The 13262-nt window shown below is 70.2% G+C and carries 9 protein-coding genes; 2 read left to right on the forward strand and 7 right to left on the reverse strand.

The window, feature by feature from the left end:
• Nucleotides 1-101: 101 nt before the first annotated feature.
• From IM778_RS10115 to IM778_RS10130, 4 genes are all read right to left on the reverse strand, one after another.
• A complete protein-coding gene (locus IM778_RS10115; RefSeq protein ID WP_194408782.1) occupies nucleotides 102-1058 on the reverse strand; it encodes a hypothetical protein in 957 nt (318 codons plus the stop codon).
• A 218-nt stretch (nucleotides 1059-1276) separates the two neighbouring features.
• Nucleotides 1277-2614, reverse strand: a complete 1338-nt coding sequence (locus IM778_RS10120; RefSeq protein ID WP_194408783.1) for a class II 3-deoxy-7-phosphoheptulonate synthase — start codon at nucleotides 2612-2614, stop codon at nucleotides 1277-1279.
• Between the two features lie 58 nt (nucleotides 2615-2672).
• Entirely contained in the window at nucleotides 2673-3362 is a 690-nt protein-coding gene (locus tag IM778_RS10125) for a lysophospholipid acyltransferase family protein (protein ID WP_194408784.1), read from the reverse strand.
• Nucleotides 3363-3366: 4 nt separating this feature from the next.
• Nucleotides 3367-4302 (reverse strand): ROK family glucokinase, encoded by a 936-nt coding sequence (locus tag IM778_RS10130; RefSeq protein ID WP_194408785.1) that lies wholly within the window; start codon nucleotides 4300-4302, stop codon nucleotides 3367-3369.
• A gap of 154 nt (nucleotides 4303-4456) precedes the next feature.
• Here IM778_RS10130 and IM778_RS10135 point away from each other — a divergent pair, with 154 nt between their 5' ends.
• Nucleotides 4457-6283: an AMP-dependent synthetase/ligase gene (locus IM778_RS10135; RefSeq protein ID WP_194408786.1), complete on the forward strand. Its 1827-nt coding sequence runs from the start codon at nucleotides 4457-4459 to the stop codon at nucleotides 6281-6283.
• Nucleotides 6284-6440: 157 nt separating this feature from the next.
• On the opposite strand, the gene def is transcribed toward IM778_RS10135, so the two are convergent.
• Genes def through IM778_RS10150 form a run of 3 tightly spaced genes read right to left on the reverse strand, consistent with a single transcriptional unit; the run spans nucleotide 6441 to nucleotide 12220 of the window.
• Nucleotides 6441-6932, reverse strand: coding sequence for a peptide deformylase (gene def, locus IM778_RS10140; protein ID WP_194408787.1), 492 nt, complete (start codon nucleotides 6930-6932; stop codon nucleotides 6441-6443).
• Nucleotides 6933-6940: 8 nt separating this feature from the next.
• The gene (locus tag IM778_RS10145) at nucleotides 6941-8758 is read right to left on the reverse strand and encodes a MinD/ParA family ATP-binding protein (RefSeq protein ID WP_194408788.1); all 1818 of its coding nucleotides are present in this window, start codon (nucleotides 8756-8758) and stop codon (nucleotides 6941-6943) included.
• A gap of 54 nt (nucleotides 8759-8812) precedes the next feature.
• Nucleotides 8813-12220, reverse strand: coding sequence for a pyruvate carboxylase (locus IM778_RS10150; protein WP_194408789.1), 3408 nt, complete (start codon nucleotides 12218-12220; stop codon nucleotides 8813-8815).
• Nucleotides 12221-12304: 84 nt separating this feature from the next.
• Here IM778_RS10150 and IM778_RS10155 point away from each other — a divergent pair, with 84 nt between their 5' ends.
• The gene (locus tag IM778_RS10155; RefSeq protein WP_194408790.1) at nucleotides 12305-13114 is read left to right on the forward strand and encodes a ParA family protein; all 810 of its coding nucleotides are present in this window, start codon (nucleotides 12305-12307) and stop codon (nucleotides 13112-13114) included.
• Nucleotides 13115-13262 lie beyond the last annotated feature (148 nt).

Below are 13262 nucleotides of genomic sequence, written 5' to 3' on the forward strand. Positions count from 1 at the left end.
GGACGTTCCCGGCGCGTCGCGCCGAGGCATCCGTCGCCGCCGGCCTCTCACGCCGCCCGTCGAGAACACACCACCGCACCGTTCGACGGCCCAGGTCGGTGCTATCGCGTGTTCTCGCCGCGCAAGACTCGCGCGACGCGCTCAGCGAGCGCCGAGCAGTCGGGGTCCACGTCGGCGGCGCCCACCAGGATCACGTGGTACCCCGCGTCCTGGAAGAGTTGAACGCGCGTGAGGTCACGCAGCCACCGCTCCCGCGATGCCCGGTGCTCGTCGCCTTGATACTCGATCAGCACGCGAGCGGCCGGGTAGCCGAGATCGGCGTGCCGAATTCCAGCTGGTGTCATGATCGGAACCTGCACGTCGGGCTCCGGGAGACCCGCCCGCACCAGCCCGAGGCGCAGGCGCGTCTCGTACGGCGAGTCGACCGGGCTCCGCACGTCCGTGAGCGCGCGACGCAGCTCCGCGATCCCCCGCCGGGAACCGCGCCGTTCGATCGCAGCCCGCAGATCGTCCACGGTGTACAGCGGTGCATCGCGCTCCCCGCCGCGGCGGCGCCTGCCCGTCGTGAGGAAGTCGCCAGCCGCGACCAGCCACTCATGCGAGATCACCTCGCCCTCGATCACTGCACTGCGCGCGGCTAGGTGACACCACGTGTCGGCCGGCGACACGACCGGGAGCACGCCGAACATCTCGGTCCGGACTCGGGCGTCCTTCGTCACCCAGCCGGTCGTCCCCGCATGGCGGAGCGGCGCCCTCGAACCGATCGATATCACGTGCAGCGATTCGACCGGGTGGTAGCCGGGCCGCAGCGGAATGCCCCAGATGCGCGCAGCGGTGCGGTGGCTGAACCAGTGATGCGGGGCGAGAACGGGGATCAGCCGTTCGCAACGGGCCATTACGTCGTCGTCGCGTGCGTCCGACAATGCGATGTGAACGCCGCGGTGAGGGCTCGTCACGTCGCGTCCTCGCAGCCGTCCCCGGCCGACGCCGGCGGCGCGCGCCTGTGCGGTGGTGAAGGCGGAGCCGGCGAACTCGGGCGGCAGTGGGGCATGCGGCATCCACCGATCCTCACCGATTCGACGCGAGGGCTCCGAGAGTCATCCACAGGCTCGTCGAGAACACACACCCGCACCGACGGTCGGACGATTCCGGTGCATTCGCGTGTTCTCGGTGATGCGGGGCGAGAGATGACCAGACAGACATGGCCAGACAGAGAAGAGTCCCGGATGCCTCGTGGCGAGGCATCCGGGATCTCCGACGTGTCAGGTGGACCGCGTCAGCGCTTCTCGAGTTCTTCCGCCACCAGGAACGCCAGTTCGAGCGACTGCATGTGGTTCAGGCGCGGGTCGCACAGCGACTCGTAGCGCGTCGCGAGGGTGGCCTCGTCGATCTGCTCGGACCCGCCGAGGCACTCGGTGACGTCGTCGCCCGTGAGCTCGACGTGGATGCCGCCCGGGAACGTGCCCACGGCCCGGTGCGCCTCGAAGAAGCCGCGCACCTCGTCGACGACGTCGTCGAAGCGACGCGTCTTGTAGCCGGTCGGCGTCGTGATGCCGTTGCCGTGCATGGGGTCGGTGACCCACAGCGGGGTGGCGCCCGAGTCGCGCACGGCCTCGAGCAGCGGCGGCAGCGCGTCGCGGATCTTGCCGGCGCCCATGCGCGTGATGAACGTGAGGCGGCCGGGCTCGCGGTTCGGGTCGAGCTTGTCGATGAGCGCGAGCGCCGTCTCGGGCGATGTCGTCGGCCCGAGCTTGACCCCGATGGGGTTGCGGATCTTCGAGAAGTAGTCGACGTGCGCGCCGTCCAGCTCACGCGTGCGCTCGCCGACCCACAGGAAGTGCGCCGACGTGTTGTACGGCGTGTTCGTCCGGGAGTCGATGCGCGTCATGGGCCGCTCGTAATCCATGAGCAGGCCCTCGTGACCGGTGTAGAACTCGACGCGCTTGAGCTCATCGAAGTCGGCGCCGGCGGCCTCCATGAAGCGGATCGCGCGGTCGATCTCGGACGCCATGCGCTCGTACGCCTGGTTCGCCGGGTTCTGCGCGAAGCCCTTGTTCCACGAGTGGACTTCGCGGAGGTCGGCGAAGCCGCCCTGGGTGAACGCGCGGATCAGATTGATGGTCGACGCGGCGGTGTGGTACCCCTTCAGCAGCCGCTGCGGGTCCGCCTGACGCGATCCCTCGGTGAAGTCGTAGCCGTTGACGATGTCGCCGCGGTACGCGGGCAGCGTGACATCGCCGCGGGTCTCGGTGTCGCTCGAGCGGGGCTTGGCGAACTGGCCCGCCATGCGTCCCATCTTCACGACGGGCATCGAGGCGCCGTAGGTGAGCACGACGGCCATCTGCAGGACGGTCTTGATGCGGTTGCGGATCTGCTCGGCGGTCGCGCCCGCGAAGGTCTCGGCGCAGTCGCCGCCCTGCAGCAGGAACGCGTTGCCGGAAGCCGCGCGCGCAAGCCGGTCGCGAAGGTTGTCGACCTCGCCGGCGAAGACCAGCGGGGGCAGCGTCGCGAGCTCTTCCGACACCGCCGCCACCGCGTCGACGTCGGGCCACTGCGGCTGCTGCTTGATGGGCAGGTTCCGCCAGTGGTCGAGAGCGTCGAGCTGTTGAAGCATCCCTCGATTCTAGCCGGGGGTGGATGGCACCCGGCGCCGCATGACAGGCGTCCCGCGGTCAGCGCGACTTCACGGTCAGCCTGTCCTTGACGGTCGAGGCGTAGACGTCCTCGTACTCCTGCTCCCCCAGTCGCTGCAGCGCGACCATGATCTCGTCGGTGACCGAGCGGAGGATGTAGCGGTCGCCCTCCATGCCTTCGAAGCGCGAGAAGTCCAGCGGCTCCCCGATGACGACGCCGACGCGCGCGATGCGCGGCACGCGGGTGCCGATCGGCATCATGGTGTCGGTGTCGACCATCACCACCGGCACGACGGGCACATGGGCCTCCAGCGCCATGCGGGCGATGCCGGTCCGTCCGCGGTACAGCTTCCCGTCGGGGCTGCGGGTTCCCTCGGGATAGATGCCGAGCAGGTCGCCGCGGCCGAGCACCTGCAGACCGGTGTTGAGGGATGCCTCGGACGCCTTGCCGCCGGAGCGGTCGATGGGGATCTGCCCCGTGGCCTTGAAGAACATGCGCGTCGCCCAGCCCTTGAGGCCCTTGCCGGTGAAGTAGTCGCTCTTGGCGAGGAACGCCACGGGACGGTCGATCATGAGGGGCAGGAAGATCGAGTCGACGAACGACAGGTGGTTGCTCGCGAGGATCGCGGCGCCCTCGGCCGGGACGTTGCGGCGGCCGACGATCCACGGGCGCCAGATCGCCTTCACGATCGGTCCGATCACCACGTACTTCATCAGCCAGTAGAACATCGCGCTATCCCTCCGCAGCGGCGAGGTCGGCGGCGCCGATGAGGCCCGCGTCGTTGACGAGCTGCGCGATCGCGAATCCTGCGACCGGCCGGTCGCCGTACCCGGGCAGCGACGTCTCGTAGGCCAGGCGCACCGGCGCGAGCAGGTCCTCGCCCAGCTGGGCGACCCCGCCGCCGATCACGAACAGCTCGGGGTCGAGCACGGCCTGGAATCCGCCGCAGGCCTCGCCGAGCGCGGTGGCGACGCGGCGGAGCGCCTCGGTCGCCCCCGGATCGCCTGCCAGCACGAGTCGCGACACGGCGGGGCCGGAGATGGTCCCGTTCTCGGCGCGCAGCTGCGCGAGAGCCACGCCGATGCCGCCCGCGTCGGCGATCTCGTTCGCCTCCCGCTGCAGGGCCCGGCCGGAGGCGTACTGCTCGAGGCATCCGCTCTGCCCGCAACCGCACAGCAGCCCGCCGCGGACGAAGCGCATGTGGCCGAGCTCGGCGGCGATGCCGTGCCCGCCGCGGAACAGCTCGCCGTCGAGGACGATCGCGCCGCCGACGCCGGTGCCCATCGTGAGCATCACCATGTGGCCGACGCCGCGCCCTGCGCCGAACCGGTACTCGGCCCAGCCCGCGGCGTTCGCGTCGTTCTCGATCGCGACCGGCAGTCCGATGCCCGCCTCCAGTCGCGCTTTGAGCGGCTCGTTGTGCCACGCGATGTTGGGGGCGTGGATGACGGTCGCACGGTCCCGGTCGATGAAACCGGCCGCGGCGACCCCGACGGCGGCGACATCGTGGGTGGCGCGGAAGTGGCGTGCCATGTCGATCACCGCGGCGGCGAGAGCGCCGGTGTCGGCAGGCGTGTCGACGCGGACCTTCTCGACGATGCGCCCGTCGGAGTCGACCACGCCTCCCGCGATCTTCGTCCCGCCGATGTCGATGCCGACCTTGAGCACTGCACTCCCTCCCGCAGCCGCGCGCGCGACAGCGCCTTGAAGTCTATCCAGGCACCGCTCATCCACATGGGCGGTGGTCGTCGCATGACAGCGGATTAGACTCGAGTGAGATCCACCCGAGATTGAAAGTCAACCCGGTGCCGAAGGAGCTGCCGTGATCCAATTCGAAGTCCCCGCGATCGTCCCCGCCGATCCGCAGGCGAACATCACCGATCTCCTCGTCGAGCGCGTCAAGCAGACGCCCGACCTCGCGCTGTTCTCGGTCCCCGACGGGGAGGGCTGGCGCGACATCACCGCCGCCGAGTTCCAGAAGCAGGTGGTCGCACTCGCGAAAGGCTTCGCAGCCGCCGGCATCGAGCCCGGCGACAAGGTGGGCTTCATCGCCCGCACGACGTACGACTGGACTCTGGTCGACTTCGCGCTGTTCTATGCCGGCGCGGTCATGGTCCCGATCTACGAGACCAGCTCGCCCGCGCAGATCTCGTGGAACCTCTCGGACTCGGGCGCCATCGCCGTCATCACCGAGTCCCCCGACCACACGGCGCGCGTCGCCGAGGTCCGGGGCGAACTGCCGCTGATCCGTTCGGCCTGGGAGATGCACTCCGGCGACCTCGACAAGCTCGTCGCCGAGGGCGCCTCGGTGTCGGACGACGAGATCGAGCGCCGCCGCAACATCGCCGTCGGCGCCGACATCGCGACACTCATCTACACGTCGGGATCCACCGGCCGCCCGAAGGGCTGCGTCCTCACGCACAGCAACTTCGTCGAGCTGTCGCGCAACTCGGCCAAGGCGCTGCACGAGGTCGTCGAGACTCCCGGCGCCTCGACGCTGCTGTTCATCACGACGGCGCACGTCTTCGCCCGCTTCATCTCCATCCTCAACATCCACGCGGGTGTCAAGACGGGTCACCAGCCCGACACCAAGCAGCTCCTCCCCGCGCTCGGCTCGTTCAAGCCCACCTTCCTGCTGGCCGTGCCGCGCGTGTTCGAGAAGGTGTACAACTCGGCCGAGCAGAAGGCAGAGGCCGGCGGCAAGGGCAAGATCTTCCGCGCCGCCGCGCACACCGCGATCGAGCACTCGCGGCTGCTGCAGGAGGGCCGGAAGGTGCCGTTCGGCACGAAGATCAAGTTCACGCTGTTCGACAAGCTCGTCTACAGCAAGCTGCGCACGGCGATGGGCGGCAACGTCACCTACGCCGTGTCGGGTTCAGCGCCGCTCGGCCCCCGCCTCGGGCACTTCTTCCACAGCCTGGGCGTCACGATCCTCGAAGGCTACGGCCTCACCGAGACGACCGCGCCGGCGACCGTCAACCTCGCCAACAAGTCGAAGATCGGCACCGTCGGACCCGTGCTCCCCGGCATCGGCATCCGGCTCGCCGAGGACGGCGAGGTCGAGGTGCGCGGCATCAACGTCTTCAAGGAGTACTGGCGCAATCCCGAGGCGACCGCGGCGGCGTTCGACGACGACTGGTTCAAGACGGGCGACCTGGGCGCCTTCGACGACGAGGGCTTCCTCACGATCACCGGTCGCAAGAAGGAGATCATCGTGACCGCCGGAGGCAAGAACGTCGCCCCCGCCGCGCTCGAGGACCCGATCCGCGCCAACCCGATCGTCGGCCAGGTGGTCGTCGTGGGCGATCAGAAGCCGTTCATCTCGGCACTGATCACGCTCGACCCCGAGATGCTGCCGACGTGGCTGTCGAACAACGGCCTCGCGGCCGACATGCCGCTCACCGAGGCCGCCAAGAACGACGCCGTCCGCGCCGAGGTGCAGCGCGCGATCGACGAGGCCAACAAGCACGTCTCGCGCGCCGAGTCGATCCGCAAGTTCACGATCCTGCCCACCGAGTGGACCGAGGCGAGCGGACACCTGACGCCCAAGATGAGCATCAAGCGCAATGTGATCCTCACCGACTTCGCCGGCGACATCGAGGAGATCTACGCCGTGCCGGTGAACACGACGAACGTCTCGCTCAGCTGAGACGCGTCCCTCGCCTGTCGTCGAGCGACACTTCGATTCGCTTCGCTCGCTCAGTGCGGGTCTCCGCGAGACGAAACGCCCCGAACCGACGCGATGTCGCTGGTTCGGGGCGTTTCGTCTCGGTCGCTGCGCTTCTCTCGCTCAACGAACGGGTATGTCAGAACCAGTCGGACTCCCGGATCTCGCGCATCGCGACGCGGCGCTCCTCGGGCGTGAGGCGATCGAGGTAGAGCGTGCCGTCGAGATGGTCGGTCTCGTGCTGCAGGGCCTGGGCGAGCAGCCCCTCCCCCTCGAGCACGATCTCGTTGCCGTCGAGGTCGATGCCGACGACCTTGGCCCACGGGTACCGCACCGCGTCGTGCCAGAGACCGGGCACCGACAGGCACCCTTCGCCGATCGGCTCGGGCTCGCCCGACACCTCGACCAGCACGGGGTTGAGCACGTACCCGATGTCGCCGTCGATGTTGTAGCTGAACGCGCGTACGCCGACGCCGATCTGCGGGGCCGCCACGCCGGCGCGGCCGGGCAGCTCGACGGTGTCGAGCAGGTCGCGCACGAGCGCACGCACGCCGTCATCGATCCCCTCGATCGGGGCGCACACGGACTTCAGGACGGGGTCGCCGAACAGGCGGATGGGACGGACTGCCATCGGATGCCTCAGGCCGCGGTCGCGTGCGAACGCAGGCCCTCGACGACCGCGGCGGCGAGTTCGCGGGCGGCGAGGCGCGTCGCCGGCTGCAGATCCTTGAAGACGATGCCGCTGCCGGCCGCGATGTGCGCGTCGTACGGAACCCGGACGACCTTGCGCACGCGCGTGCGGAAGTGCGCGTCGAGCTCGTCGAGCTGCACGAGCGGCTGCCCGGGCCGCGCGTTGTTGAGCACCACGACGGCGCCGCGCACCTTGTCGGCGTAGCCGTTGGTCTCGAGCCACGTGAGCGTCTCGGAGGCGAGACGCGCCTCGTCGACGCTGAGGCCGGCGACGATCACGAGCTGGTCGGCGAGGTCGAGCGTCGCACCCATCACCGAGTGGACGATGCCGGTGCCGGTGTCGGTGAGCACGACCGAGTAGTAGTGGGCGGCGAGCGCGGCGACGTTGCGGTAGTCGGAGTCGTTGAACGCCTCGGACACCCGCGGGTCGGAGTCGGACGCGACGACGTCGAGGCGGGTCTCGTCACGGGCGACGATGTTCGACAGGTCGTTGAACCCGACGACGTCGCCGCTCACGCGCACGAGGTCGCGCACGGTCTTGCCGCTCTCGCGCGAGATGCGCTCGGCGAGCGTGCCGCGGTCGGGGTTGGCGTCCACCGCGATGACGCGGTCGTCGCGGGCGTCGGCCAGGGCCATGCCGAGGAGCGTCGTGACGGTCGTCTTGCCGACGCCGCCCTTGCGCGAGAGCACCGGCACGAAGCGGGCGCCGCCCGCCAGCGGCGCGGCGATCCGGCGGTCGAGCTCCTTGCGCGCCCGGGCGCGCTTGCTGTCGCCGAGGTTGATGCGGCGCCCCGAGACGGAGTAGACGAGGTGCTGCCACATGCCTTCGGGCTCGGAGCGCACCACCTGGTGCGGGTCGAGCAGCCGGTCGGCGGTGAGGAGGTCGGCGGTCTCACGGTCGGCCTCGAACTCGCCGAGGCGCTTCGAGGTGAGCGAGACGCCCGTCGCCGGGAAGGCCCGCTCGACGGCCCGGTCCGCCGGGCGCGTGGGTGCGGGGCCCGTCTCGCGGCGAGATGCCGCGGCCGGGAACGGCTCGGCTTCTGCCGGCTTCGGCTCTGCGGCGGGGCCGGACATGCCGGACGCCCCTTCGGAGTCGGACGGCGTTCCTGCAGTCATGGGATCCTCCGCGGTCTCATCGTTCACGGCGACGTCGCCGGACGCGACGGCGTCGAAGGCGACATCCTCGAACTCGACGTCGTCGAACTCCGCGACGTCGAAGTCGGCGCCCTCGAACTCGGCGACCGCCGCATCGACCGCCGCGGACTCGACATCGTCGACGGTCCCCACGCCCCCTCCACGCACCGCTGGCGCGTCGCGCGGAGCCTCTGGGCGCGTGGGCCCAGCCGCAGCCTCGGGCTGCACCGCGGGCGCGGGCACGACGGTCTCGATCTCTTCGAACACCTCGTCGGCGTCGGCGATGTCTTCCGCGACCCCGGCGTCGGCGAAGCCCGCGCCCTCGACGGTCCATTCCTCCGGGTCGGAGACGTCGACGATCTCCGCCTCGGCGGTCTCCGCCGAGGGCTCGGCCGCGAGCGTCATGGTGACCGGAAGGTCGGCGTCTGCCGGGATCTCCACGACGAAGGGCATCTCGTCGCCGATGACGTCGTCGTCGGCGAGGTCGTCGTCGGACTCGGTGGGCAGTTCGACGTTCACCTGCGCCGTTCCACCGCCGAGGATTCCGAGACCGGTCGTGTCGAGGCTTCCCGTGTCGGAGAGCACGCCGTTCTCAGGCTCGTCGGGTGTGTGGTCGGGGCGATCGGGCGTCACTGCGTACTTCTCCTGGGGGCGGACGGCGGTTTCGGGCGGATGCCGCCCTCCAGGCTACTGGGCAGGACGGATGACGACCAAAAGGTCGCCGGCGTCGACCTGCGCCGTCTCGGCGATCGCGAGCCGCTCGACGACCCCGTCGATGGCAGCGGTGATCGCGGCCTCCATCTTCATCGCCTCGATGGAGGCGATCGGCTGCCCCGCGGTGACGGTGTCGCCGACGCTCGCCTTCAGCGTGACGACCCCCGAGAACGGCGCCGCGACCTGACCCGGCTTGGAGGTGTCGGCCTTCTCCACCTGGCGCGTCTCGACCTTGATGCTGCGGTCGCGCACGAAGACCGGTCGCAGCTGTCCGTTGAGCGTGGTCATGACGGTGCGGATGCCCTTGGCGTCGGCCTCGCCGATGGCCTCCAGACCCACGTAGAGCTGCACACCCGGGTCGATCTCGGCGATGTGCTCCTCGCCGGGCTTGAGACCGTACAGGTAGTCCGGCGTCCCGAGTGCCGACAGGTCGCCGTACGTCTCACGGTTCTTCTCGAACTCGCGTGCCGGACCGGGGAACAGCAGGCGGTTGAGCGCGCGGCGACGCTCGGCGGCGTCGCCGGCCAGGCCGGCGCGCTCCTCGTCGGTGAGCGGCGGAACCTCGATCGAGATCGAGCGCCCCTCGAGCACCTTCGTACGGAACGGCTCCGGCCATCCACCGGGCAGGTCGCCGAGCTCACCCGCCATGAAGCCGACGACCGAGTCGGGGATGTCGTAGCTCTGCGGATTCTGCTCGAAGTCCGCCGGGTCGGCGCGCACGGCGACGAGGGCCAGCGCGAGGTCGCCGACGACCTTCGACGACGGCGTCACCTTGGGGATGCGACCGAGGATGCGGTCCGCCGCGGCGTACATGTCCTCGATGAGCTCGAAGTCGTCGGCCAGACCCAGCGCGATCGCCTGCTGACGCAGGTTCGACAGCTGCCCGCCGGGGATCTCGTGGTGGTACACGCGACCGGTCGGCGACGGCAGGCCCGACTCGAACGGGCGGTACAGGTGCCGCACGGCCTCCCAGTACGGCTCGAGGTCGCTCACGGCCTGAAGGTCGAGGCCCGTGTCGCGATCGGTGTGCGCGAGGGCGGCGACCAGCGCCGACAGCGACGGCTGGCTCGTGGTTCCCGACATCGGGGCGGCCGCGGCATCCACCGCGTCCACGCCCGCCGCGCTCGCGGCCAGGAGCGTCGCGAGCTGCCCGCCCGCGGTGTCGTGGGTGTGGAGGTGGACCGGCAGGTCGAAGTTCTCACGCAGCGCGGCGACGAGCTTCGCGGCCGCCGCGGGGCGCAGCAGTCCGGCCATGTCTTTGATGGCGAGGATGTGGGCGCCCGACTCGACGATCTGCTCGGCGAGCCGCAGGTAGTAGTCCAGCGTGTACAGCTTCTCGGACGGGTCGAGCAGGTCGGCGGTGTAGCAGAGGGCCACCTCGGCGATCGCGGTGCCCGTCGCGCGCACCGCGTCGATGGCGGGGCGCATCTGCGAGACGTCGTTGAGGGCGTCGAAGATGCGGAAGACGTCGACGCCGGTGGATGCCGCCTCGCGCACGAACGCGTCGGTGACCTCGACGGGGCGCGGCGTGTAGCCGACGGTGTTCCGCCCGCGCAGCAGCATCTGGATCGGGATGTTGGGCATCGCGGCGCGGAGCGCCTCGAGGCGCTCCCACGGGTCTTCGGCGAGGAACCGCAGCGCCACGTCGTACGTCGCGCCTCCCCACGCCTCGACCGACAGCAGCTGCGGCGTCATGCGCGACACGTGCGGACCGACCCGCACCAGATCGCGAGTGCGCACCCGGGTCGCCAGGAGCGACTGGTGGGCGTCGCGGAAGGTGGTCTCGGTGACCGCCAGGGCCGACTGCTCGCGCAGCGCCCGCGCGAACCCTTCGGGGCCGAGCTCGCGCAGCCGTGCCAGGGTCCCGGCCGGAGGCTCGGCGGTGAGGTCGATGTCGGGCAGCTTGCTGCCGGGCGACACCGACAGCGGCTTCTCGCCGTACGGGCGGTTGACCGTGACGTCGCCGAGCCAGTTGAGGAGCTTGGTCGCCCGGTCGCGCGAGTGATTGCTCGTCAGCAGCTCCGGGCGCTCGTCGATGAACGAGGTGCTGACATCGCCGGCGACGAACGCGGGGTCGTCGAGCACGGCGCGAAGGAACGGGATGTTCGTCGAGACGCCGCGGATGCGGAACTCCGCGAGCGCGCGCCGTGCGCGGGCGACCGCCGCCGGGAAGTCGCGCCCGCGGCATGTGAGCTTGGCGAGCATCGAGTCGAAGTGCGGGCTGATCTGCGATCCCGCCGCGGTGGTGCCGCCGTCGAGGCGGATGCCGGCACCGCCGGGCGAGCGGTACGTCGTGATGCGCCCGGTGTCGGGACGGAAGCCCTGCGAGGGGTCCTCGGTGGTGAGGCGGCACTGCAGTGCGGCGCCGCGCAGTTGGATGCGGTCCTGTGTGAGGCCGAGGTCGGCGAGGGTCTCCCCCGCCGCGATCAGCATCTGCGACTGCACGAGGTCGACGTCGGTGACCTCCTCGGTCACGGTGTGCTCGACCTGGATGCGCGGGTTCATCTCGATGAAGACGACCTCGCCGGTGCGCGGGCCGGCGGTCTCGAGGAGGAACTCGACCGTGCCGGCGTTCTCGTACCCGATCGAGCGGGCGAAGGCCACGGCGTAGCCGTGGAGCGCATCGCGAACGGCCGGGTCGAGGTTCGGCGCCGGGGCGATCTCGATGACCTTCTGGTGGCGTCGCTGCACCGAGCAGTCGCGCTCGAACAGGTGCACGGTCTCGCCGGTCCTGTCGGCGAGCACCTGCACCTCGACGTGGCGCGGGCGCTGCACGGCCTGTTCGAGGAACACGCGCGCATCGCCGAAGGCGCTTCCGGCTTCGCGCATCGCCTCGGCGAGGGCGGGAGGCAGCTCCTCGGGGCGCTCGACGCGCCGCATGCCGCGGCCGCCTCCTCCGGCGACCGCCTTCACGAAGATGGGGAACCCGATGTCGTCGGCCTGCGAGACGAGTGCGTCGACGTCGTCGGACGCCTCCGTCGAGCGCAACACGGGCACGCCCGCCGCGATCGCATGCTGCTTCGCGGTGACCTTGTTTCCGGCCATCTCGAGGACGCGCGCCGGCGGACCGATGAACGCGATGCCGTTCGCCGCCGCCTTCTCGGCCAGCTCGGGGTTCTCCGAGAGGAACCCGTAGCCGGGGTAGATCGCGTCCGCCCCTGACGAGAGTGCGACGCGGATGATCTCGTCGATGTCGAGATAGGCGCGGACGGGGTGCCCCTTCTCGCCGATCTCGTAGGACTCGTCCGCCTTCTGACGATGGAGCGATCCCCGGTCCTCGAACGGGAAGACGGCCACGGTCCGAGCACCGAGTTCATAGGCCGCGCGGAACGCGCGGATTGCGATCTCACCACGATTGGCGACCAGGATCTTGCGGAACATTCGACCTCCGAGGCGGCGGCGCAGGCGGGCCCTGGTGACGGGCTGAGTGTGCTCTCAGCCTAGGGGACGGTAACGTGGTGCCTTGTGCACGTCCTATCCGTCAGCTCGCTCAAGGGCGGGGTCGGCAAGACGACCGTGACTCTCGGACTCGCGTCGGCGGCCTTCGCCCGCGGTGTCCGCACGCTCGTCGTCGACCTCGACCCGCAGTCCGATGTGTCGACGGGCATGGACATCCAGGTCGCCGGCCGCCTGAATGTCGCCGACGTCCTGGCCAATCCCAAGGAGAAGACGGTCCGCCAGGCCATCACCTCCAGCGGGTGGGCGAAGGTGCATCCCGGCACGATCGACGTCATGATCGGCAGCCCGTCGGCCATCAACTTCGACGGACCCCACCCGAGCGTGCGCGACGTGTGGAAGCTCGAAGAGGCGCTCGCCACGATCGAGGCCGACTACGACCTCGTGCTGATCGACTGCGCGCCGTCGCTGAACGCGCTGACGCGCACCGCGTGGGCCGCGAGCGACCGGGTCATCGTCGTGACCGAGCCCGGCCTGTTCTCGGTGGCCGCCGCCGACCGCGCGCTGCGGGCGATCGAAGAGATCCGCCGCGGGCTCTCGCCTCGGCTGCAGCCCCTCGGCATCGTCGTCAACCGCGTGCGTCCGCAGTCGATCGAGCACCAGTTCCGCATCAAGGAGCTGCGCGACATGTTCGGGCCGCTCGTGCTCGCGCCGCAGCTGCCCGAGCGGACCTCGCTGCAGCAGGCGCAGGGCGCCGCGAAGCCCCTGCACATCTGGCCCGGTGACTCCGCTCAGGAGCTCGCGGCCGACTTCGACTCGCTCCTGGACCGCGTCATGCGCACCGGCCGCATTCCCGTGCCCGGCGAGGCGCGCGCCTGACCTCTCGGCGACGGATGCCTCGGCATCCGCCGCACGCGCACCCACGCCGCGATGGGCTGACCAGTCTGCTCACCGGATGATCAGATTGCTCGATTCGTGCTCGGTCGAATGATCATGACTTGCCTTTCGACGTCGCGTCGTTGAACAT

This window comes from Microbacterium cremeum, assembly GCF_015277855.1.
GTDB classification, from domain to species: Bacteria; Actinomycetota; Actinomycetes; order Actinomycetales; family Microbacteriaceae; genus Microbacterium; species Microbacterium cremeum.

What these genes read in the sequence shown, in the direction of transcription:
- IM778_RS10115 (WP_194408782.1), bottom strand. Translation starts at nt 1,058, where the DNA reads ATGCCGCATGCCCCACTGCCGCCCGAGTTCGCCGGCTCCGCCTTCACC.
- IM778_RS10120 (WP_194408783.1), bottom strand. Translation starts at nt 2,614, where the DNA reads ATGCTTCAACAGCTCGACGCTCTCGACCACTGGCGGAACCTGCCCATC.
- IM778_RS10125 (WP_194408784.1), bottom strand. Translation starts at nt 3,362, where the DNA reads ATGTTCTACTGGCTGATGAAGTACGTGGTGATCGGACCGATCGTGAAG.
- def (WP_194408787.1), bottom strand. Translation starts at nt 6,932, where the DNA reads ATGGCAGTCCGTCCCATCCGCCTGTTCGGCGACCCCGTCCTGAAGTCC.
- IM778_RS10150 (WP_194408789.1), bottom strand. Translation starts at nt 12,220, where the DNA reads ATGTTCCGCAAGATCCTGGTCGCCAATCGTGGTGAGATCGCAATCCGC.